The sequence below is a fragment of the Streptomyces purpurascens genome, assembly GCF_045040895.1.
GTDB classification, from domain to species: domain Bacteria; phylum Actinomycetota; class Actinomycetes; order Streptomycetales; family Streptomycetaceae; genus Streptomyces; species Streptomyces purpurascens.
This window is the reverse complement of the sequence record NZ_CP108341.1, coordinates 5,775,144-5,797,237: the sequence shown is the minus strand read 5'-3', so window position 1 is coordinate 5,797,237 and position 22,094 is coordinate 5,775,144. Positions and strand designations below refer to the sequence as shown.

Here is a 22,094-nt window from a genome sequence, read left to right as displayed (position 1 = left end):
CAGTTCACGCCAATCACATCCAAGGGCCGTGTCTCACCCGTACGTGGGGGGCACGGCCCTGGTGCGTCGCCCTAGTCTGACGGTGGTAGCTGTTCAGGCACGGGGAGAGCACCTTGTACAGCATCATCGTGGTACCTCCGCCGACCACGGAGGACGAGCGAAACCGCACCCAACTGAGACTCGCGCCCGGCGAACGCCTCACCTTCGGCCGGTCCGCGCACGACAACGACCTGCCCATCACCCACGACGGGGTCTCCCGCCGGGCCGGTGAGATCACCGCGCAGGGCGCCTTCTGGATCCTGAGCAACCTCAGCCGCGAACAGACCTACGTGGTGGAGAACCCGGAGGGCGCGGGCGAACACGTCAAGGTGGCGCCGGGGCGGCTGGACGCGCCGATCCCCTTCGAGTTCTCGCGGATCGTGCTGCCCGCCGCAGGCGACCTGCTGGCGCTGGAGGTGTGGGCGCCGCGCCACGACTATCTGAGCGGCTCGGGCGGCCTCGACGGCGCCACGACCGCGCCGGCCTTCTCGGTCGACCGCACCAAGCGCTACTTCGCGGTCCTGGCGGCCCTGTGCGAACCGCGCCTGCGCGGCACCCCGCACGCGCCGCTGCCCACAGTCGACCAGGTCGCCGAGCGCCTGCGCCCCAGCTGGCCGGCCGCGTCCCGCACGGCCGTGCAGTGGAACATCGACTACCTCGCCGTGAAGCTGCGCCTCAAACCGGGCCCGGAGAGCGCGGACACGGGCCCGCGGCTCAACGGCAAGAAGGAGTCCCTGGTCTCCCTGGCGCTCCGCTTCGACCTGGTCCGGGAGGACGACCTGGTCGTCCTGGCCGCCCCGTCGGGCCGGGTGACCCGGTGAACGAGGCCTACGCGGTGCCCGTGCCGAAGGGCTACCGGGTCGGCGCCTGGGAGGTGCGCGAGCCGATCGCGACCGGCGCCTTCGGCAGTGTGTACGCCGCCCGGCGCGTCGGTGAGAGCGCGGAGCTGCCCCGGACCGCCGCCCTGAAGTTCCTGCCCACCGGTACGGCCACGCCCCGCCGGCTCACCCACCTGCGCGAGCTGATCGAGCGGGAGGTCGCGCTGTACCGGCGGCTGAAGCACCCGCGCCTGGTGCGGATGTACGAGACGCTGACCGTCGACGACCCGGGCCACCCGGAGCTGGACGGCGCCACCGTCCTCGTCCTGGAGCGGGCCAAGGGCTCCCTGTCCGCCCTGCTCTCGGCGACGCCCCGGCCCGAGGCGGGTCCCGCGCTGCTCGCGCAGATCTGCGAGGGGCTGGCCCAGTTGCACGACGCCGGCTGGGTGCACGGCGACCTGAAGCCGGCCAACGTGCTGCTGATGGAGGACGGTTCGGTCCGGCTGGCCGACTTCAACATGGCCGCCGAGCTGGAGGGCACCCACGCCTACACCCCGGCCTTCTCGACCCCCGACTACACGCCGCCCGAGCTCTTGTGGACCGAGATCGGCGAACGGGGCCGCCGCATCCGCCCCTCCGCCGACGTGTGGGCCTTCGGCGTCCTCGCCCACCTCGTCCTCACCGACTCCTTCCCGCTGCCCGGCGCCACCCCGACCGCCCGCCGCGACGCGGCGGCGGCCTACGCCCGCGGCACGGACGAGCTGCGCCTGTCGCCCGAACTGGCCGACGACTGGCGGGAGATCGTACGGGCCTGTCTGACCCGGTCGCACCAGGACCGCATCACCGGCGAGGCACTGCTGCGCCGCGTCCGGGCGGCTGCCGCCGGGACGGCTCTCCGTCCCTTCCGGCTGCCCCGGCTGGGACCGGCCCGCCGCGTGCGCCGTACGTCCGTCGCGGCGGCCGTGGCCGCCGGCGTCCTCGCCGCCCTGGCCTACGGCTTCAGCGTCTGGGCCGACGGCGCCCCCGGCGGCAGTGGCTCCGGCGCCACCGCGAACGTCTCGGCCGCCACGTACGGCGCCTCCGACCTGCGCACCGACCAGGGCATCCCGCCCGCCTACCGGCTGCTGATCGTGGAGACGGCGCACGACTGCGACCAGAAGGACGTCACCCCGGCCCTGATCGCCGCCATGCTGAAGGTGGAGAGCGACTTCGACCCGGACCTCTCCGACCCCGCCAACGACGAGTACGGCATCGCCCGCTGGACCCCGCGCGTCCTGCGCTGGTGGATGAACGAGGACGGCACTCCCGGCGAGGCCGTCCCCCGACCCCCGTTCCCGCCCGCCGAGTCCATCCCGGCGATGGGCCGCTACCTGTGCTGGATCGCCCCGCGCCTGGAGCCCGGGCTGCGGGGCGAGAGGCGGGTGCTGGTCGCCGCCGCGTACCGGACGTCGTACAAGACGGTGAACGACGCGGGCGGCGTTCCCCCGGACACCCGTGCCTACGCCGACCGCGTCGCGCACTACCTCAAGGAGTACAGCCCGCCGGGGAAGAGGTGATCCTGGGAGATCTGAGGTACCCCCGTCGTCCCGGTCCCGTCCCGCGCGGGTGGCGCTTTCTCTCACGAACCCTTCACAGACACGCCGTATCAGGCGCAGGGCTTCTTACTCGTTGAAAAACGTCCCATACCCTGCCCCTCATCGGACTGAGGGCTGCGCCCCTTGGCGTCGTAGGAGGAGGGGGACGACTCCATGTACAGCGTCATCGTCGTACCACCGATGTGCGGCAGCACGGAGGGGCAGATCAGGATCGCCGCGGGCGAACGGCTGACGTTCGGCAGGGCCGGGACGGACGGCGGACTCGTGATCGACCACGAAGGGGTGCCCCGGGTCGCCGGGGAGATCACGGCACACCGGTCCTTCTGGCTGCTGAGCAACCTCAGCGAGGACCAGACCTACGTGGTGGAGAACCCGGAGGGCGCGGGAGAACACCTCAAGATCGCGCCGGGCCGCACGGAAGCCCCGGTACCGTTCGAGTTCTCACGGGTGGTCCTGCCCGCGGCGGGAGACCTGCTCACCTTCGACGTCTGGGCGCCACGCCACGCCTTCCGCAGCGCCGACCGCCGGGGACTCCCCGGCGCCGCCACGGCACCGGCGTTCGCCCTGGACCGCACCAGCCGGTATTTCGCGGTGCTGGCCGCCCTGTGCGAGCCCCGGCTGCGCGGGGAACCGCACGCGTCGCTTCCGGCGGTGGAGCAGTTGGTGGACCGATTACGTCCGGTCTGGCCGACGGTCAGCCGGTCGTCCGTCTACTGGAACATCGACTACCTGGCCCTCAAACTCCGGCTGCGCCCCGGCCCCGACGCCGCCGAGCCCAGCCTGCGCGTCAACGGCAAGAAGGACTCGCTGGTCTCGCTCGCGCTCCGTTTCGACCTGGTCCGCGAGGACGACCTGGTGGTGCTGGCCGCGACGGCGGGCGAGACAGTCCGGTGACCAGGCAGTCGTCCTACGCCGTCCCCGTCCCGAAGGGCTACCGGGTCGGCGCGTGGGAGGTGCGCGGGGCTCTGGCCTCCGGTGCGTTCGCCACCGTGTACGCGGCGCGGCTCGTCGAGGAAAGGGACTCCGGGATGCCCGGCCGGGCCGCCCTGAAGTTCCTGCCCACCGGCACCCGCACACCTCGGCAGCTGCGGCACCTGCGTGAACTCGCCGAGCGAGAGGTCGAGTTGCTGGGCCGCCTGCGCGCGCCCCGGCTGATCCGCATGTACGACACCCTGACGGTCGACGACCCGGGGCACCCGGACCTGGACGGCGCCACCGTGCTCGTGCTGGAGCAGGCCGAGGGCTCCCTGGACGCCGTACTGGAACACGAGCCGAAGCCGGATTCGGGCCCGGCTCTGCTGGCCCAGATCTGCGAGGGCCTGCACCAGTTGCACCACGCGGGCTGGGTGCACGGCGACCTGAAGCCCGCCAACGTGCTGTTGCTGAAAGACGGCTCGGTACGACTGGCCGACTTCAACATGGCGGCGGAGCTGGAGGGCACGCACGCCTACTCACCCGCCTTCGCCACGCCCGACTACACCCCACCGGAGCTGCTGTGGCCCGAGATCGACGAGCGGGGCACGCGCATCCGTACGTCCGCCGACGTCTGGGCCTTCGGCGTCCTCGCCCATGTCGTCCTCACGGGCTCCTTCCCGTTGCCGGGCGGCAGCACCGAGGCACGTACCGACGCGGCGATGCGCTTTGCGCGCGGCGCCGAGGAGTTACGCCTGTCCCCCGAACTCCCCGAATCCTGGGGGGAGATCGTCCGGGACTGTCTGGCCCCCACTCACGTGGAGCGCGTCGCCCGGGTCCTTGACGCCGGTGCGCTCCTGCGCCGGGTGGAAGAGGCGGCGGGCGCCTCCCGCTCGGCCCGTCTGCCCAGGCTGCGGCCCCGGCGGTGGCGGCGTCCGGTGCTGGTCTCGGCGGTCGTGGCGGTGGCGGTGCTGGGCGGGACAGCGGTGACCTACGCGCTGCGCGACGAGCCCCCCGCCGCCACGGCACCTCCCAGCTGCGAGAAGCCCGTGGTGTACGAGGACGAGGCGCATGGCCGCGGCTACACCGCGGGCTGGAACAACACCTGGGACTTCACCATCAAGCAGGGTGAGGGCGGCAGCCAGGTCCGTGAGGCCCAGTGCCTGCTCAGGTATCTGCACGGCATCACCGAAGTCGGCGAGGTTGACGGGGACTTCGGCCCGCTGACGCACGGGGCGGTGGTGACTTTCCAGAAGGGGGCGGGGCTGGACGCCGACGGAGTGGTGGAGGCGCGCACGTGGAACGCGCTGCGGAAGGGCGGGGAGGTGTGACCTGCGGGACTTGGATATTGCGGTGATCTCCGGCGCGGGCTCACGAGCTCAGGAAAGATACACACACCGGCACATGACGTATTCAGGTTCAAGGAAGGTTCACACGTGAGACCGATAGGTACCGCCCTGACCCTCGTGGCAACCGCCGCACTGGCCCCGGCGCTCCTGCTGACCGGCCCGGCCGTCGCCGCCGAGTCCGTTCCGCCGTCCGCCGTCGCCGTGGCGACCGCGACCGACGCGGCCGGTTCGGGTGTCGACGAGATGTCCGACGACGACGTCCGAGTCGCGATCATGCGCATCATCGCCGACCCGAGCACCGGCAAGGCCGTGTACGCCGCCGCGCAGCAGGCCATGGACGGCACCATCGAGGACCAGCGGTACTTCCTGGAGACGGGCCGTTGGACAGCCCAGGCCGAGGACGATCGCGTCGCCATCGCCCGCATCCTCGCGTCTGCCGCCCCGAAGACCGACAAGGCGGTCATCAGGGAGGCCAACGAGGCTCTCGACGCCAACACCCCTCAGGCCCTTCGCGCCTTCCTGGAGACCGGCTACCGCCTCGCCCGGGCCGAGGACGACCGCGTCCGTGTCGCCCGCATCCTCGCCGACCCGACCATCAGCGACGCGCTGCGGGCCGCGGCGGAGGACGCCATCGACGGGACGCCGGAGGAGCTGCGGTACTTCATCGAGGTGGGGCAGTACGAGGTGGACGGCTAGGCCCCGTCTCGCGGACGCGCCCTGGCCCGGGCAAAGCTTCGTCGTCTGTCTGGAACGACCCTTACTCTGCCCTTCGTTGGCGGGTGAGGGTTGCCCTCGTGGATCGGGGGAGGGGCGGGTCCGTGCACAGAGTCATCGTCGTGCCACCGGCTTGCGTCGGACCGGACGCCCCGCTGCGGGCGGTCGAGCAACTGGTGGAACGCCTGGGGTCGCCGGTCTCCCTCGCGATGCCCTTCGGCCTGGTCCGCGAGGACGACCCGGCCGTGCTGACCGCGGCACCGAGCGAGGCGGCCCCATGACCGGACAGCAGTCGCACACGGTCCCCGTACCGCAGGGCTATCGCGTGGGGCACTGGGAGATACGGGAGCCTCTGGCGTCGGGGGCCTTCGCGACCGTGTACGCGGGCAGGGCGACCGGCGAGGCGGATCCGGACCTGCCCCGCCGGGCCGCCCTGAAGTTCCTGCCGACGGGCACCCGCACCCCGCGCCAACTGCGCCATCTGCGCGAACTGGCCAAGCGGGAAGTGGAGTTGCTGGAGCGGCTCCGCGCACCGCGCCTGATCCGGATGTACGAGACACTGACCGTGGACGACCCGGACCACCCCGAACTCGACGGCGCCACCGTCCTCGTCCTGGAACGCGCCGAAGGCTCCCTGGACGCCCTGCTGGAACACGACCCGACGCCCGAGTCGGGCCCCGCGCTGCTGGCCCAGATCTGCGAGGGCCTGCACCAACTGCACCACGCGGGCTGGGTGCACGGCGATCTGAAGCCCGCCAACGTCCTGCTGATGAAGGACGGTTCGGTACGACTGGCCGACTTCAACCTGGCCGCCGAACTGGAAGGCACACACGCGTACGCGCCCGTCTTCGCCACCCCCGACTACACCCCACCGGAACTGTTCTGGGCCGAGATCGACGAGCGGGGCACGCGGATCCGACCTTCCGCCGATGTCTGGTCCTTCGGCGTCCTCGCACACGTGGTCCTCACGGGCTCCTACCCCTTGCCGGGCAGCAGCACGGAGGCTCGCACCGACGCGGCGATGCGGTACGCGCGGGGCGCGGAGGAACTGCGGCTGTCTCCCGATCTGCCCGAGGCGTGGCGGGAGATAGTGCGGGACTGCCTGGCCCCGAAACACCGGGAACGCGTCACGCACGACACGGCCACGCTCCTGCGCCGCGTGGAGGAGGCGGCGGGCGTCGCCCGCTCGGCCCGCCTGCCGCGCCTGCGCCCCCGCTTCTGGCAGCGGCACCCCGTACTGACGTCGGCCCTGGCCACAGTGCTGCTGGCCACGACCGGGACGCTCGGGGCGGGGTACATCTACGTGAACCAGGACGACGGAGTGCCGGTGTACGCCGCCCTGCCCACGGAGTCGGCGTCAAGAGGGCCTGACGGCCAGCTGGTCTACGGCTACCACCGGTGCCCCGAGGACAGCGTCTGCTTCTTCAGCGAATACAACGGCAACGGTGACCTGTGCAGCTGGCGCGGCGACGACGCCGACTGGCACTCGGGCGACGAGACCTGCACATGGGCGGCCAGTGCTCCGGTCCGCTCGATCTTCAACAACGTCGCGGACGAGCGGAAGAACCACGACGTGACCTACTTCCGCGGGGCGGACTTCGAGCCCGCCGGTGCCGACCGCCGCCGCATGGCCCAACGCAGCGGCTGCTCGACCGTGAACTCCATGGGCAACGTGGCGGGAGAGGCCGCACCGCGGTCGCACCGGCTGGTGGACAGCTGCTCGACCAAGTCGACGCTGTGGACGATCCTTTCGCTGTTCGGCTGAGACCCCAAGGTCCATGGGGCGGCACTGTAAGGCGGGCGCCGTGCTCGGCATGACGCTCCCGCCCACGCCTGCAACCCGAACCCGACCGCCGGCACCTAGGAGGTCACCGACACGGACCCGCACGCCTGGCTGGTCATGCGCCACCCCTCCACCGACGACGAGGCCGCGGCCACCTGCTGTACGCCGTCGCCACACGCTGGGGCGTGAACCAGCACGCACAAGGCAAGACCGTGTGGTGCGAACTACGGGGCAGACCCTGAAAAGTTTCAGGTTCAGGTCCTTTCTCACCTCCGCCAGAGTGAGGGCAAGCCACACACCAAGGGGGAAATGACCATGCACGTATTGAGCACTCTGCGCGCCAAGGCGGGACTCTCCACCGCCGCCGTCCTGCTGTCCGGCGTCGGCCTCGGCCTGGCCACGGCGTCGCCGGCCGAGGCTTACGCGGGTTACTGCAACAAGTCGGTGACCCGGAGCAGCGCGCTCGGTTCCCTCAGCTTCGCCTTCGAAGCGAAGATCCCCGCCCACGACAAGTCCATGGACTGCTACATGAACCGGGGCGCGAACAGCGCGGCCGTGGAGGCGCTCCAGATCTCGCTGAACAAGTGCTACGGCCGCAGCCTCGACGTCGACGGAGACTTCGGCCCCGCCACCGAGGCAGCCCTCAAGTACGCGCAGGGCAAGGAAGGGCTGGGCGTGGACGGCAAGTACGGCAAGGAGTCGCGTGAGGGCCTCGACTGGTACTGGGACCAGCGGTCGGGATCCCGCTGGGGCTGCGTCCGGCTCGGCGAGTACCACCACATCGAAGCGTAACCGGACAAACGGGGGATCGATCCGATAAGGGCACTCAAGACACCGTTCAGCACGCCTCGACGGCGTCTACGGCAAGCAGTCGTGCACCAACATCGGCTGGCACTTCATGAACACGGAGGAAGCCGGCGGCGAGTACGCCTATCTGTGACCGGCTGAAGGGCCTCGCCTCGCATCCATCGCACCCGACAAACCAGAACAAGGGGGCATAAAGACCTTGCGCACTCTCAGCACTCTGCGAACCAAGGCGGGACTCTCCGCCGGCGTGGTGCTACTTGCCGGGCTGAGCCTGTCCGGCACCACCGCCACCGCGGCCGACTCCGCCACCTACTGGTGCAACAAGACGCTCGGGCGTTTCATCAACGCGGAAGGGCACCAACTGACCAACATCCCCGCCTACGGCAGCACGGACAGCTGCATCACCGGGCAGGGCGCCAGCGGTTCCCACGTGAAGGCGATCCAGAACGCGCTGCGCCACTGCCACGGCCGAACCAAAGTGGAGGTCGACGGTCACTTCGGGCCGATCACCGAGCAGGAACTGGAGATCGTGCAGGGAAAGCTGGACCTCACGGCCGACGGTGTATACGGCCCGAAGACCCGCGACAAGCTCCGCTGGCTCGCCACGACCGGCAACTGCGGCACTGTCTCGTAACGGACGGCGGCACTCAGTCCGATGCCGCGGTGATGCATCGTTGCTCGTTCTCACGAGCCTTCGTATCCGCCCGCTCCGAACCGCGAGACGGGTGCTGCCGACTGCAAGAAACACCAACCACGAAACGGGGGAAGACATGAAGAAGTTCCGCAGGTCACGCGTCACGGCAGGCGCCGTCGCGAGTCTGACGCTGTTGTCGGGTCTCGGCCTCGGCGTCGCCACGGCAGCGCCGGCCTCCGCGTACGCCGGCTACTGCAACGACGGCTATGCCACGGTGACCAAGACCTTCGGCGGGGTCGCCTACAAGGCATACCTCCCCGGCTACAACGGCAACAAGGACTGCACGATGGGCCCGAACGCGACGAGCGGCTCCGTCGCCCTGCTCCAGAGCTCGCTGAACACGTGCTACAACCGCAGCCTGGACCCGGACGGCATATACGGCCCCAAAACCACCAGTGCCGTGAAGTACGCCCAGGGCAAGGAAGGGATCAGCGCCGACGGCATCTACGGCAGCCAGACCCGCACTCACCTGAAGTGGGAGTTCATCCGAACCAGCGGCTCCTACGACTACAAGTGCGTTCGACTCTGACAACCGGGCCATCATGACGAACACTCGCGCGTCCCGAGCCCCCGCAGGGCCTCTGGCCGCAGCAGTCCTGTTGTCCGGCACCGGAAGCGGCAACGGCGAACACGCCTGCCGGCAGCTCTAGCGGCCACAGCAATTACGGCTTCCGAGCGACACGGCTTCTACGACAGCCAGAAGACTCTGGTGTGAGGGAGGAAGAGATCATGGGAAAGCAGCTGGCTTCTGCTCTGGGGGCTCTCGCGTTGGGCGCGGGTGCGGTGTTGACGTCTCCGGGTGCGGTTCACGCCGCCTCGTACCCCACGTGCAACGCCAAGAAGGTGGTGTCCGCATCCGGGTCGCTCTTCACCTACCAGCCCTACTACACCGGCACGGGATCACGGAACTGCGAGATGTCTCAAGGGGCCCAGTCGGACGCCGTGTACGCGCTCCAGATCGCCATCGACACCTGTCATCAGGACATCTCACGGGACGGTATCTACGGCCCGGAGACCAGGCGGGCGGTACGGGCCGTACAGGACGCCGGAGACGTGGGGGTGGACGGCGTGTACGGGCCGGAGACCCGCAAAGTGATGAAGTGGCCCCTCTACAAGGGAGGCAGCGGCTCGGTGCAGGGTTGCTCGAAGCTGGGCGTCTAAGCCACCCCGTTGCCTTGACAGGGTGAACGGAGCACGGGGCTGACGCGGCGTCGGGCGTCCGGGCGCAGCCTCTGTGTTTTCACGCACCACTCTCGGGGGAGTCGGTACGGCTGACGCCCCCGACAGAGGTGCGTGGTCCATCCCGTGTACGCGGCCGCGGTGAGCGTCACGTTTCCTCCGCTCACCGCGGCCTTTCCACAGGACCCGGCGCTCCCTGTTCCTGGACCAAGGACCTCGCCGTGGACGGCAAGGTGTGACCCAACACCTGGGCGGCACCGCGCAGTTCGACGTAGGTGTCGAGCCGCCGCGGCGCCGCCCGGGTGAGGTGTCCGTCAGTGGAAGAAGTGCCGCGTCCCCGTGAAGTACATCGTGACGCCCGCCTTCTGCGCGGCCTCGACGACCAGCTCGTCACGGACCGAACCGCCGGGCTGGACCACGGCCTTCACACCGGCCTCAGTGAGGATCTCCAGGCCGTCCGGGAAGGGGAAGAAGGCGTCGGAGGCGGCGTACGAACCCTCCGCGCGCTCGGCGCCTGCCCGCTCGACTGCCAGCTTCGCGGAGTCCACGCGGTTGACCTGTCCCATGCCGACGCCCACCGAGGCGCCGTCCTTGGCGAGCAGGATCGCGTTGGACTTCACCGCGCGGCAGGCCTTCCAGGCGAAGGCCAGGTCGGCCAGCTCGTCGGCGCTCAGCGCCTCGCCGGTCGCCAGCGTCCAGTTGGCCGGGTCGTCGCCGTCGGCCTGGAGCCGGTCCGTCACCTGCAGCAACGCGCCGCCGTCGATCGGCTTGACCTCGACCGGGGCGGAGGGGCCGTCGGGGCAGCGCAGCACCCGGATGTTCTTCTTCTTGGTGAGGGCCTCGAGGGCGCCGTCCTCGTAGTCCGGCGCCACGATGACCTCGGTGAAGATCTCCGCGACCTGCTCCGCCATCTCCTTGCTGACCGGGCGGTTGACCGCGATCACGCCGCCGAACGCCGACAGCGGGTCGCAGGCGTGCGCCTTGCGGTGCGCCTCGGCGACGTCCGCGCCGACCGCGATCCCGCAGGGGTTGGCGTGCTTGATGATCGCGACGCACGGCTCGGCGTGGTCGTACGCGGCACGGCGGGCGGCGTCCGTGTCCGTGTAGTTGTTGTACGACATCTCCTTGCCGTGCAGCTGCTCGGCCTGGGCGAGGCCGCCGCCGTCCGGGGAGACGTAGAGCGCGGCCGGCTGGTGCGGGTTCTCGCCGTAGCGCAGGGTGTGCTCGCGCTCCCAGGTGGCGCCGAGGAAGTCGGGGAACCGCGACTCGTCGACGGGCGCGTAGGAGGAGGCGAACCAGGAGGCGACGGCGACGTCGTAGGCGGCCGTGTGCTGGAACGCCTCGGCGGCGAGCCGCTTGCGGGTGTCGAGGTCGAAGCCGCCGTTCTGCACGGCGGACAGGACGTCCGCGTAGCGCGCGGGGCTGGTGACGACCGCGACCGACGGGTGGTTCTTGGCGGCGGCGCGGACCATCGAAGGACCGCCGATGTCGATCTGCTCGACGCACTCGTCGGGCGAGGCGCCCGAGGCGACGGTCTCGCGGAACGGGTAGAGGTTGACGACGACCAGGTCGAACGGCTCGACGCCCAGCTCGGCGAGCTGCCGCTGGTGGTCCTCGAGGCGCAGGTCGGCGAGGATGCCCGCGTGCACGCGCGGGTGCAGGGTCTTGACGCGGCCGTCCAGGCACTCGGGGAAGCCGGTGAGTTCCTCGACCTTGGTGACGGGGACGCCGGCAGCGGCGATCTTCGCGGCCGTGGAGCCGGTGGAGACGAGCTCGACCCCGGCCTCGTGGAGCCCGCGCGCGAGGTCCTCGAGCCCGGTCTTGTCGTAGACGCTGACGAGCGCCCGGCGAAGGGGCCGCTTGTTGCTCTCGGCGGTCACTGGATAACTACCTTTCGTCCCTCAATGCGATAGCCGTTGCGGGCCAGGCGCCCCACGACCTCGACGAGCAGCCTTCGCTCGACGTCCTTGATGCGCTCGTGCAGAGCGCTCTCGTCGTCCTCGTCCCGGACCTCCACCACGCCCTGCGCGATGATCGGCCCGGTGTCGACGCCGTCGTCGACGAAGTGGACGGTGCAGCCGGTGACCTTGGCGCCGTACGCGAGCGCGTCCCGCACGCCGTGGGCCCCCGGGAAACTGGGCAGCAGGGCGGGGTGCGTGTTGACGAACCGCCCGCCGAACCGCGCGAGGAACTCCTTGCCGACGATCTTCATGAAGCCGGCGGAGACGACGAGGTCGGGCTCGAAGGCGGCGACGGCCTCGGCGAGGGCGGTGTCCCACTCCTCGCGACTCCCGTGGTCCTTGACCTTGCGGACGAAGGTCGGCAGCCCGGCCCGCTCGGCGCGCGCCAGCCCCTCGATGCCCTCGCGGTCGGCGCCGACGGCCACGATCTCGGCCCCGTACGCCTGCGCACCGGTGGCGGCGATCTCGTCGAGGAGCGCCTGCAAGTTGGTGCCGGATCCGGAGACCAGCACGACGAGGCGCTTGGCGCGCGGGGCCACGGGCTTGGCGGCCACGGTGGGGGCCTTTCTCGGGGGAGCGTCTGTCCAGGCGGCCGGACCGTGGCGTTTGTACATTCATACGAATGCTTCGGGCTCCCGTATACGGGGAAGCCTACGAACCGGCCGGCCGTCAGCAACGATACCGGCACACCGGACGGCCCCCACGGGACGGGGGCGTGGCCGGAAGGTAGCGTCTGGGCGGAGCCGGTTCGGGAACGCCGTCCGGGCGTGACGCGTTCAGGAGGGTGACGGAGCCGGTCCCGACGCCGCACCGACTTCTGTTCGTCCAGTCCTGATCCCCCAGTCCCGAACCCCCGATCCCACTCACCGTCCTACTCACCAACGGGAAGACGCTCACTTGATGCCGGACCGCAGCCTGCGACTCCTCACGTTCCCCCCGCCGTCGGCACAGGGAGGGGAGCGCGGCGCCGTGCTGCTGCGGGAGCGCCCCAGCTCACCGCCCGACGCGCCGTCGGACGGCTCCGGCGGTGACGGGCGGGAGCGCGGCCCCCAGGAGGACAACCCCTTCGCCCCGCCGCCCGAGGGCACCCCGGACCGGCCCTGGCAGCCCCGCCGCCCGTCGGGCGACGACTCCCAGGACGGCGGCGAGGGCGACCGTGCGCCGTGGGGCAGTCAGTGGAGCGACCGGCAGCCCGGCCGCTCCCCCGACGGCTTCGGAGAGCGCCCCCGCGGCGGCCCCGAGGGCCAGGGGCCCCAGGGCGGCCCGAACCTGCGCTGGGACCCGACGGACCCCTCCCAGCGCCGTGCGCGCTATGCCCTGCTGTCGGGCATGTGGGCCTTCTTCTTCGCCCTGTTCAGCTGGCCGTACGTGGCGCTGCTGCTCGGCGCGCTCGCCCTCTACTGGGGCATCAGCGCGCTGCGCGCCAAGCCCCGCAGGCCCGACCCGGACTCCCCGGCCCCCGAGCAGCCGGGCCGCCCCCAGACGACCGCCGCGGTCAGCGGCCTGGTCACGGCGTCCCTGGCGATCGCCCTGGTCGCCGCGTCCTTCACGGCGCAGCTGGTCTACAGCGACTACTACACGTGCACGAACGACGCCCTCACCAACCAGGCCGAGCAGTCCTGTACGAAGCTTCTGCCGGAGGAGCTGCGGGGGCTGCTGGGGACGAACGACTGAGGCGGTCCCGGCACCGTCAGGTGCTGTCGGACCCGCGAGCCGGGTCGGCCGGCAGGAAGTCGTAGGGCTCGTAGCCGGCGTCGTCGTCCTCGTCGCGCAGGCCGTACGGGGCGTCGTACTCGAAGGGTGCGTAGGGGACGTAGGGCAGGTCCGTCGCGGAATCCGGGGTGCGCGGCGTCGTAGCCCCGTCCGACGCCGAGGCGCCGCGTCCGGCGTTTCCGGTGCCCTTGATGTTCTCGGCGCCCCTGGCGCTCTTGGCGTCCCGGGCGGTTTCGGCATCCTCGGCGACTCCGGCGCTCTTGGCGGTTCTGGCATCCCCGGCGACTCCAGCGTCCCAGTCCGCTCCGGCGCCCCTGGCGCTCTTGGCGTCCCGGGCGGTTCCGACATCCTCGGCGACTCCGGCATCCCAGGCGGCTCCGGCGCCCTTGGCATTTCTGGCGGTTCTGGCGGTTCTGGCGGTTCTGGCATCCCCGGCGGCTCCGGCACCCTTGGCGTTCCTGGCGCCCCGGGCGGCTCCGCCATCCCCGGCGGCTCCCGTGCCCCCGGCGCTCGCGGCGCGTCCGGACCGCCCTGCGGCTCCGGCGGCTCCGGAGCGCGCGAACCAACCCCCGCGGCGGCGCCTCCGCCCGGCCTTGTGGGCGCCCTCGGCCGGCTCCTCACGCTGCCTGCCGATCACCGGCTCCTCCACGCGGGGTGACCGGCAGCGCCAGATCCCGACCCCCACCGCCGTCGGGACCGCCACCAGCGTCAGCCATGCCAGGGTCGCCGCGCCCACCTGCCACCACACCGGCCCGAAACGGGCCAGTACGGCGACCCCGAGCGGCCCGCCCGCCAGCGCGGCGAGCCCCGCGAGCACGGCCGCGCACAGCAGCGCCGCCAGAGCGGCGGCACGGGCACCGCGCCACGGCGACCAGCCGACGCCCCGCCCGCCGCCCGGCTTCGTCCCGCCGCGCTCGCCGGGGGCCGCGCCCTTCACCACGGTCCGGCCCACCACCACCCCGGCGACCACCGGAACGGCCCCGGCCGCCCAGTGCATCAACGCCCCCTGCCCCGCCTCCGGCACGGCCGCCAGCAGCGGAAACGTCGGCAGGTAAGGCGGCGGCGCGGAGGACAGCGGCCCGACGACATGGCCGGCGCCGAGGACGAAGCCGGGGCCGAGGGCGTACGAGGCGCCCCACACCGCCGCGTTCGGCACCAGGGCCGCGCACAGCAGCAGGACCGCGAACCGCCCCGACCACCCCTCGGTCAGCCGGAGCAGCGACGCCTGGGCGTCCGTGCCGTGCACCACCAGCGACACCGCCACCAGCAGCGCGCCGCCGCCGAGCAGCACCGCCACCCCGGCCGCCGCGGCCCGGGCGGCGACACCCGGGCGCCCGTCCGGGCCGTGGACCAGCTGCCGCAGGCCCACCGGCAGGACCCGCAGCAGCCGCCGCAGCGGACCGCCCGGACGGCCGTACGCCGACCACACACCCACCCCCGCCGCCACGGCGGCGACCAGTGGCACGTACACCGCCGTCCACAGCCACGACGGCCGCAGCACACCGCCTGCGGCGAACAGCGCGGCGGGCAGGGCGACGGCCAGATAGCCGAGGACGACGCCCGTCCACGCCGTACGGGCGGCGACCAGCGGCGGCCCCGCACCGTCCATGTCCTCGACATCCTCGATGTCCTCGAAGCCGTCGGCGTCGTCGTCCCCTTCCCCCGCCCCGCCGTCCGTGGCGTCGCGTGCCGCCCGGAGCAACAGCCACACGGGCAGCGCGAGCAGGAGCAGCGGCGAGATGCCCACGGGGGCGGGGACGCCGGAGAGCGTGTCGACGCGGACCAGCTCGGCTCCGTGGGCCAGCAGCCACAGCGCCGCCGTGACGTGCAGCACGCCGCCGGGCCCGCTGTCGGGGTACGGCGAAGTGATCCACAGCATCATCACCAGCACGGCGAACCACGCGAGCCCCAGGCCCGCCGCCACCGCACCACTCACGAGGGCGTCGCCCAGTCCGGGCGAACGGTCGCGCACCCGGGTGAGCAGGAGCGCCAACAGACGTCGGCGAGCGGTCATCTTGATCACGCCCGCCATGCTCCCAACGACACGCGCTTTCCCGTCGTAACAGGCGAACCACCGTTGTGTCGCTCAATATACGTTTATGTACTTTTCCGTACTGAGGGGCGCCCTGTGACACAGAGCCCTGCCCTCGCGCTGCCTCCGCCCAAGGAACGCCGACGCCTGCGCGAGGCCGCCTCGCTGACGCGGGCTCAGCTGGCTTCCCGGGTGGGCGTCACCAGCGAGACGGTGCGCGGATGGGAGACCGGCCGCGCGACGCCGCGCGGCCGGAAGGGGGAGAAGTACGCGCGACTGCTGAACTCACTGGGTACGGAGCGGGAGGTGACGGAGCCTCATATGGGCGTCGCCACCAGCGACCGAGGCAGGGCCTCCGCCCCGGGCAGGAGTGCCAGGAGCCGCCCGCCGGCCAGGGACCGGGACCGCACCCGTCTCGCCGACCGGGGCCGCGCCGCCGCCCCCGACCGCGGGCACACCACCGCCCGCGTCACCCTCGCCGGCCGCAGCCGGGCCCCCGACCGTGCGAAGGCCCCGCACCGGCCGGACGACGCGACCTCCGCCCTGGCCCCTGAACAGGCCTTCGACGCGCTGTACGCCTTCTGCGCACCCGCGCTGGTCCGGCAGACCTACCTGCTGACCGGGCGCCGTGAGCTGGCCCGGGAGTCCGTCGAGCGGGCCTTTCAGATCGCCTGGCATCGCTGGCCCGAGGTGGCCCGCGACCGGGACCCGGCGGGCTGGGTGCGCGCGGTGGCGTACGAGTGCGCGCTCTCCCCATGGCACCGGCTCCGGCCCCGCTACCGGCACCCCGAGCCGCCGCCTCCCGACGCGTTCGACCGCGCGCTGATGGACACCCTGCTGGGGCTCCCGCCGTCGTACCGCCGCACCCTGCTGCTCTACGACGGTGTCGGCCTGGGCCTCCCGGAGACGGCGGCGGAGACGGAGGCGAGCACCCGCGCCGCCGTGAACCGGCTGATGCACGCGCGCGAGGCGGTCGCCGAGCGGCTGCCGGAACTGGCGGACCCGGAGGTCCTGCACTGGCGGCTGGTCGAACTCGCCTCCACCGAGCGGCTGCGGGCCGCCAAGCCGCTGGTGGTGCGGCAGGCCGGGGAACGCCGGGCCCGCCTCTGGACCCGGGCCGCCATCGCCTTCACGGTCCTGCTGACCGGGACCACGGTGCTCACTGTGCGCACGGCCCCGACGCGCTACGAGCCGCCGGTGCCGCCGGGCGAGACCGTCCAGGGCGTTCCGCCACCGGTGGCGCCCGGACCGCTGTCGGAGTCGGAGCGGGACCTGCGGTCCAAGCTGCGCAAGGAGCAGCAGAAAGGGCCGGACCGGCTGATGCCGCAGCCGCGGTGAGCGCCCTTGGTGAAACGGCGGTGGGCCCGCCCCCGTGCGGGGAGCGGGCCCACCTGTGAGCCGTGAGGCGCTGCTCAGCCGGCGAGGATGGCGCGGGCCAGCTTCGCCGTCTCGGTCGGGGTCTTGCCGACCTTGACGCCGGCGGCCTCGAGGGCCTCCTTCTTCGCGGCGGCCGTGCCGGAGGAGCCGGAGACGATGGCGCCGGCGTGGCCCATGGTCTTGCCCTCGGGCGCGGTGAAGCCCGCGACGTAGCCGACGACCGGCTTCTTCACGTTCTCCTTGATGAAGGCCGCGGCCCGCTCCTCGGCGTCGCCGCCGATCTCACCGATCATCACGATCAGGTCGGTGTCGGGGTCGGCTTCGAACGCGGCGAGCGCGTCGATGTGCGTCGTGCCGATGACCGGGTCGCCACCGATGCCGACGGCCGAGGAGAAGCCGATGTCACGCAGCTCGTACATCATCTGGTACGTCAGCGTGCCGGACTTCGAGACCAGACCGATGCGGCCCGGCTTCGTGATGTCGCCCGGGATGATGCCGGCGTTGGACTGGCCCGGGGTGATGAGACCGGGGCAGTTCGGGCCGATGATGCGGGTCTTGTTGCCCTGGGACACGGCGTAGGCGTAGAACGCGGCCGAGTCGTGGACGGCGATGCCCTCGGTGATGACGACCGCGAGCGGGATCTCGGCGTCGATGGCCTCGACGACGGCGGCCTTGGCGAAGGCCGGCGGCACGAAGAGGACGGATACGTCGGCACCCGTCTTCTCGATCGCCTCGGCGACCGAGCCGAAGACCGGGATGTCGTTGCCGTCGATGTCGACGGACGTGCCCGCCTTGCGGGGGTTCACGCCACCGACGATGTTCGTGCCGTCCGCCAGCATGAGCTTGGTGTGCTTCATGCCCGTGGCACCGGTCATGCCCTGGACGATGACCTTGCTGTCCTTGTTGAGGAAGATAGCCATGGCTGTTTAGTCCCTCGTCCCTTACTTCGCAGCCGCGAGCTCGGCGGCCTTGTCGGCCGCTCCGTCCATGGTGTCCACGCGCTGCACCAGCGGGTGGTTGGCGTCGGAGAGGATCTTGCGCCCGAGCTCCGCGTTGTTGCCGTCCAGGCGGACGACCAGGGGCTTGGTGACTTCCTCGCCCTTGTCCTTGAGCAGCTGGAGCGCCTGGACGATGCCGTTGGCGACCTCGTCGCAGGCGGTGATGCCACCGAAGACGTTGACGAAGACGGACTTGACGTCCGGGTCGCCGAGGATGATCTCCAGGCCGTTCGCCATGACGGCGGCGGAGGCGCCACCGCCGATGTCGAGGAAGTTGGCGGGCTTGACGCCACCGTGCGCCTCACCGGCGTACGCGACGACGTCCAGGGTGCTCATGACGAGACCCGCGCCGTTGCCGATGATGCCGACCTCGCCGTCGAGCTTGACGTAGTTGAGGTTCTTCTCCTTGGCGGCGGCCTCGAGCGGGTTGGCCGCGTCCTTGTCCTGGAGAGCCTCGTGCTCCGGCTGACGGAACTCGGCGTTCTCGTCGAGGGAGACCTTGCCGTCCAGGGCGATGACGTCACCGGAGGCGACCTTGGCCAGCGGGTTGACCTCGACCAGGAGGGCGTCCTCCTCGACGAAGGTCTTCCACAGGGTGACGAGGATGTTCGCGACCTTGTCGGCGACCTCGGCCGGGAAGTTCGCGGCCTCGACGATCTGGCGCGCGACCTCGGGGGTCACACCCACGTTGGCGTCGATCGGCGTCTTGGCGACGGCCTCGGGGCGGGTCTCCGCCACCTCCTCGATCTCCATGCCGCCCTCGACGGACGCGATGGAGAGGAAGGTGCGGTTGGCACGGTCCAGGAGGAAGGAGACGTAGTACTCCTCCAGGATCTCCGGAGCCGTCTCGGCGATCATCACCTTGTGGACCGTGTGGCCCTTGATGTCCATGCCGAGGATGTTGGTCGCGTGCTCGACCGCCTCGTCGGTGGTCGCCGCCAGCTTCACGCCGCCGGCCTTGCCGCGGCCGCCGACCTTCACCTGGGCCTTGACGACGGACTTGCCACCGAGGCGCTCGGTGGCTGCGCGGGCCGCCTCAGGCGTGTCGATGACTTCACCGGCCAGCACCGGTACATCGTGCTTGGCGAAGAGGTCCCTCGCCTGGTACTCGAACAGGTCCACGCGCTTCCGTCCCTATCAGTGATCTCGCGGTTCGTTGTCTGCGTGGGCGTGCCGCGAGGGCAACGTGACGTCCGCCGTCTGTCAGTCACAAGGGAGGCGCACACGGTGTCCGAGCGCGCGGCATGTCCGTCTCGCAGGTTATCGCTGCTTGCAGGAGGCCCCTAAATCGAGGGTCACACCTGAGCGGTGATACCTGTCACATGATGCCGCGCTCTCTGGCACAGCGTGCCTGGAGTGAGGGGCCTCACCGGGCTGGGGTAAACCCGGTGAGGCCCGCCGAACACCTCCGAAGGAACACAAAGGCCCAGTTCAGGGCCCTGCTCTCCGGGGCGCGGGTCGGTTGGTCCCCACCCCAATGGGGGCCGGCCGACCTCATCCACGAGGTTTCGGCCTCGGACCGTCGACGGCTTTCGACCGTCCGGGCGTGAGGGCTCGCGGAGTCTTGGGGGCAAGGGGTGCTTGCGGTGGAGGGCGGCAGAAAGGGCACGCCCCCGCGCGACTGCTAGCCGGGAAGGACGGGAATGTCCCGGTGGCTGTCCCGGGTGCCGGCCACGCAGGTGCGGGCAGCGACACCGCGCACGAGGCTCAGCGGAGCACGGCTGCTCAGCGTGACGGCATGTGCGTCGCCGTGACGCGGTGTGCCGTTGTCGGCCATGGAACGGGTGCAGAGCGTGCCGTCCGGACGGCCTCCGGGCACGTGGCCGACCGGGGCGGCGCCTCCGACGCTCGCGGACGGTCCGGCATGGGCTGCGCGTCTGACGTGGTGCGCGCGGTCGTGGCCCGCGTGATCGTGGGCTGCGCGGTCGGCTTGTGTGGCGCCGTACTGGTCGCCCTGCACGCCGCGCGCCACGGGGGCCGCCGCCCCGGTCCGGCCGGGGGCGGAAGGAGTGCCCGCCGCCGGGGTCGTCGCCCCGCCCGGCTGCGGATCGACCGTGCCGGGCGCGGGCAGGGGGTCACTGGGGAACGCCGGGTCGCCGGGGGCCGCGGGCAGAGCGGGCGCTCCCGGGACCGTGACGTCGCCGTCGGACGGAGCGGGTGGGCCCGGCAGTCCGGGCAGGTCCGGCATCGCCGGCGCGTCAGGCAGGGTCGGCAGACCGGGCAGGGCAGGCGCGGACGGCGCCTTCGGCGGTACGGGGAGCGTCGGCACCTTCGGTGGTACGGGCAGGGCCGGCACATCCGGCAGCGAGGGAACCTTCGGCGGCGTCGGCAGGCTCGCCTGTGCCTTCACCAGCTCCCTGCTGACCGACTCCCTCGCGCCGTCGGCCACTTGTACGGCCCGCTCCCCCACGCCCCGGACGAGCTGAGTGCTGCCGGAGGGACGCTTCCGGACTGCCGGAGCGTGCGCGTCTGACTGATCCCGGGCCGCCGGAGCGTGCGCGTCGGGTCGAACCAGCAGTCTCTGCCCGCTGACCAACCGCCCGGCCGGGCTGTCCGCCGACGCCCGCACACCGTCCGCCGCATACGCCCGCTCGCCGCACAGGAGCCCGATGACGAGCACCCCGCCCACCAGCAGCGCCACTTGGAGCGCACGCCGCCCGGCCGCCGTGCGCAGCATGCGCACAGCGGCACCGGACAGAGCTGCTGACGAGGACAAGAGGGGGAGCTTCCTCCCGTGCGACGGAACAAGTGCGGAACGCATCACGCGTTACGGGCAGCGAGTCGGCACAACGCGGCACTGCCCGGCGCGGCGCGACGCCCTGGCGAGCAGGCGCCGATCCTCGCACGGGAGTGCGGAGGTCGCGCAAGCCCCTCTCGACTGATGGCCCGTCATATCCGTTTTGCCGGACCGAATCGGACGACGATGCGTCGACAAATCGTCACACCGCGTCCGGTATCGGCAGCGGCCGCTTCTCGATCGCCGCCGCCATCACCTCCGGGAACAGATCGGGCGTGCAGGCGAACGCCGGTGCCCCCAGAGCGGCGAGCGCGGCCGCGTGCTCCCGGTCGTACGCCGGTGCCCCCTCGTCCGAGAGCGCCAGCAGCGTCACGAACTGCACCCCCGACGCCTTCATCGCCGAGACCCGCTTGAGCATCTCGTTCCGGATGCCCCCTTCGTAGAGGTCGCTGATCAGCACGACCACCGTCTCCGCCGGCCGGGTGATCTGCGACTGGCAGTACGCGAGCGCCCGGTTGATGTCCGTACCGCCACCGAGTTGCGTGCCGAAGAGCACGTCGACCGGGTCGTCGAGCTGGTCCGTGAGGTCGACGACCGCCGTGTCGAAGACGACGAGTCGCGTGGAGATCGTCCGCATCGAGGCGAGCACCGCTCCGAACACCGACGCGTACACAACCGATGCCGCCATGGATCCCGACTGGTCGATACAGAGGATGACCTCCTTCTTCGTGGACTGGGACGCCCGCCCGAACCCGATGAGCCGTTCCGGCACGATCGTTCGGTACTCGGGCAGGTAGTGCTTGAGGTTGGCCGCGATCGTGCGGTTCCAGTCGATGTCGTGGTGACGGGGCCGGTTGATGCGGGCGCTGCGGTCGAGGGCGCCGGTGAGGGTGGCCCGGGTGCGGGTGGCGAGCCGCTTCTCCAGGTCCTCGACGACCTTGCGCACGACGGCCCGTGCCGTCTCCTTCGTCGTCTCCGGCATGGCCTTGTTGAGCGACAGCAGCGTGCCGACGAGATGCACGTCGGCCTCCACCGCCTCCAGCATCTCCGGCTCCAGCAGCAGCGTGGCGAGACCGAGCCGGTCGATGGCGTCGCGCTGCATGACCTGCACGACGGAGGACGGGAAGTACCTCCGGATGTCCCCGAGCCAGCGCGCCACGGACGGCGCCGACGCCCCGAGCCCCGCCGAACGGTCCCGGCCTCCCTGTGGCTTCTCGCCCTTGCCGTAGAGCGCGGTGAGCGCCCCGTCCATCGCGGCGTCCTGCCCCGACAGCGCGCATCCGGTGCCGTCCGCCGTGTCACCGCCGAGCACCAGCCGCCACCGCCGCAACCGCACCTGCGCCGGGTCCGTCACCTCGGTCGTCATCCGTGTCCTCCCCCGCGAGG

General features: G+C 71.6%; 20 protein-coding genes. 13 read left to right on the top strand and 7 right to left on the bottom strand.

The genetic code is table 11. The features are described 5' to 3' along the window. Positions 1 to 113: 113 nt before the first annotated feature. The 11 genes from OHU35_RS26545 to OHU35_RS26495 all read left to right on the top strand — a co-directional run bounded on the left by OHU35_RS26545 (position 114) and on the right by OHU35_RS26495 (position 9,872). Positions 114 to 860, top strand: coding sequence for an FHA domain-containing protein (locus OHU35_RS26545; protein WP_405507138.1), 747 nt, complete (start codon positions 114 to 116; stop codon positions 858 to 860). Beyond that, a complete protein-coding gene (locus OHU35_RS26540) occupies positions 857 to 2,413 on the top strand; it encodes a protein kinase domain-containing protein (protein WP_233878536.1) in 1,557 nt (518 codons plus the stop codon). Before OHU35_RS26545 ends, OHU35_RS26540 begins: the two co-directional genes overlap by 4 nt. Before the next feature lie 192 nt (positions 2,414 to 2,605). Further along, a complete protein-coding gene (locus OHU35_RS26535; RefSeq protein WP_405507136.1) occupies positions 2,606 to 3,346 on the top strand; it encodes an FHA domain-containing protein in 741 nt (246 codons plus the stop codon). Further along, positions 3,343 to 4,695 (top strand): protein kinase domain-containing protein, encoded by a 1,353-nt coding sequence (locus tag OHU35_RS26530; RefSeq protein ID WP_405507134.1) that lies wholly within the window; start codon positions 3,343 to 3,345, stop codon positions 4,693 to 4,695. Before OHU35_RS26535 ends, OHU35_RS26530 begins: the two co-directional genes overlap by 4 nt. A gap of 105 nt (positions 4,696 to 4,800) precedes the next feature. Then, positions 4,801 to 5,409 (top strand): ALF repeat-containing protein, encoded by a 609-nt coding sequence (locus OHU35_RS26525; protein ID WP_405507132.1) that lies wholly within the window; start codon positions 4,801 to 4,803, stop codon positions 5,407 to 5,409. A 122-nt stretch (positions 5,410 to 5,531) separates the two neighbouring features. Then, positions 5,532 to 5,708, top strand: a complete 177-nt coding sequence (locus tag OHU35_RS26520) for a hypothetical protein (RefSeq protein ID WP_189722778.1) — start codon at positions 5,532 to 5,534, stop codon at positions 5,706 to 5,708. Continuing rightward, entirely contained in the window at positions 5,705 to 7,192 is a 1,488-nt protein-coding gene (locus tag OHU35_RS26515) for a protein kinase domain-containing protein (protein WP_405507129.1), read from the top strand. Before OHU35_RS26520 ends, OHU35_RS26515 begins: the two co-directional genes overlap by 4 nt. Positions 7,193 to 7,534: 342 nt before the next feature. Next, on the top strand, positions 7,535 to 8,002 hold the full coding sequence (locus tag OHU35_RS26510) for a peptidoglycan-binding protein (protein WP_189722776.1): 468 nt from the start codon (positions 7,535 to 7,537) through the stop codon (positions 8,000 to 8,002). Between the two features lie 262 nt (positions 8,003 to 8,264). Beyond that, positions 8,265 to 8,651, top strand: coding sequence for a peptidoglycan-binding protein (locus OHU35_RS26505; protein ID WP_189722775.1), 387 nt, complete (start codon positions 8,265 to 8,267; stop codon positions 8,649 to 8,651). Positions 8,652 to 8,787: 136 nt separating this feature from the next. Then, entirely contained in the window at positions 8,788 to 9,240 is a 453-nt protein-coding gene (locus OHU35_RS26500) for a peptidoglycan-binding protein (protein WP_189722774.1), read from the top strand. Between the two features lie 200 nt (positions 9,241 to 9,440). Next, positions 9,441 to 9,872, top strand: coding sequence for a peptidoglycan-binding protein (locus OHU35_RS26495; protein ID WP_189722773.1), 432 nt, complete (start codon positions 9,441 to 9,443; stop codon positions 9,870 to 9,872). Positions 9,873 to 10,204: 332 nt separating this feature from the next. Here OHU35_RS26495 and purH read toward each other — a convergent pair whose 3' ends face one another. Together purH and purN are read right to left on the bottom strand one after the other, a co-directional pair. Beyond that, complete coding sequence (gene purH, locus OHU35_RS26490; protein WP_405507127.1) at positions 10,205 to 11,770, bottom strand: bifunctional phosphoribosylaminoimidazolecarboxamide formyltransferase/IMP cyclohydrolase; 1,566 nt, start codon at positions 11,768 to 11,770, stop codon at positions 10,205 to 10,207. Next, the gene (gene purN / locus OHU35_RS26485) at positions 11,767 to 12,405 is read right to left on the bottom strand and encodes a phosphoribosylglycinamide formyltransferase (RefSeq protein ID WP_189722771.1); all 639 of its coding nucleotides are present in this window, start codon (positions 12,403 to 12,405) and stop codon (positions 11,767 to 11,769) included. Before purN ends, purH begins: the two co-directional genes overlap by 4 nt. A 346-nt stretch (positions 12,406 to 12,751) precedes the next feature. Here purN and OHU35_RS26480 point away from each other — a divergent pair, with 346 nt between their 5' ends. After that, positions 12,752 to 13,525, top strand: coding sequence for a hypothetical protein (locus OHU35_RS26480; protein WP_405507125.1), 774 nt, complete (start codon positions 12,752 to 12,754; stop codon positions 13,523 to 13,525). Positions 13,526 to 13,541: 16 nt separating this feature from the next. Here OHU35_RS26480 and OHU35_RS26475 read toward each other — a convergent pair whose 3' ends face one another. After that, a complete protein-coding gene (locus OHU35_RS26475) occupies positions 13,542 to 15,578 on the bottom strand; it encodes a DUF6350 family protein (RefSeq protein ID WP_405509331.1) in 2,037 nt (678 codons plus the stop codon). Positions 15,579 to 15,692: 114 nt separating this feature from the next. Here OHU35_RS26475 and OHU35_RS26470 point away from each other — a divergent pair, with 114 nt between their 5' ends. Beyond that, entirely contained in the window at positions 15,693 to 16,934 is a 1,242-nt protein-coding gene (locus OHU35_RS26470) for a helix-turn-helix domain-containing protein (protein WP_405507124.1), read from the top strand. A gap of 74 nt (positions 16,935 to 17,008) precedes the next feature. Here OHU35_RS26470 and sucD read toward each other — a convergent pair whose 3' ends face one another. The 4 genes from sucD to OHU35_RS26450 form a co-directional block, all read right to left on the bottom strand. Then, complete coding sequence (sucD, locus tag OHU35_RS26465) at positions 17,009 to 17,893, bottom strand: succinate--CoA ligase subunit alpha (protein WP_189722768.1); 885 nt, start codon at positions 17,891 to 17,893, stop codon at positions 17,009 to 17,011. Positions 17,894 to 17,914: 21 nt separating this feature from the next. Further along, positions 17,915 to 19,093: an ADP-forming succinate--CoA ligase subunit beta gene (sucC, locus tag OHU35_RS26460; RefSeq protein ID WP_189722767.1), complete on the bottom strand. Its 1,179-nt coding sequence runs from the start codon at positions 19,091 to 19,093 to the stop codon at positions 17,915 to 17,917. Between the two features lie 502 nt (positions 19,094 to 19,595). Further along, the gene (locus tag OHU35_RS26455) at positions 19,596 to 20,687 is read right to left on the bottom strand and encodes a hypothetical protein (RefSeq protein WP_405507121.1); all 1,092 of its coding nucleotides are present in this window, start codon (positions 20,685 to 20,687) and stop codon (positions 19,596 to 19,598) included. A gap of 223 nt (positions 20,688 to 20,910) precedes the next feature. Beyond that, positions 20,911 to 22,074: a VWA domain-containing protein gene (locus tag OHU35_RS26450; protein ID WP_405507119.1), complete on the bottom strand. Its 1,164-nt coding sequence runs from the start codon at positions 22,072 to 22,074 to the stop codon at positions 20,911 to 20,913. Between the last annotated feature and the right edge of the window lie 20 nt (positions 22,075 to 22,094).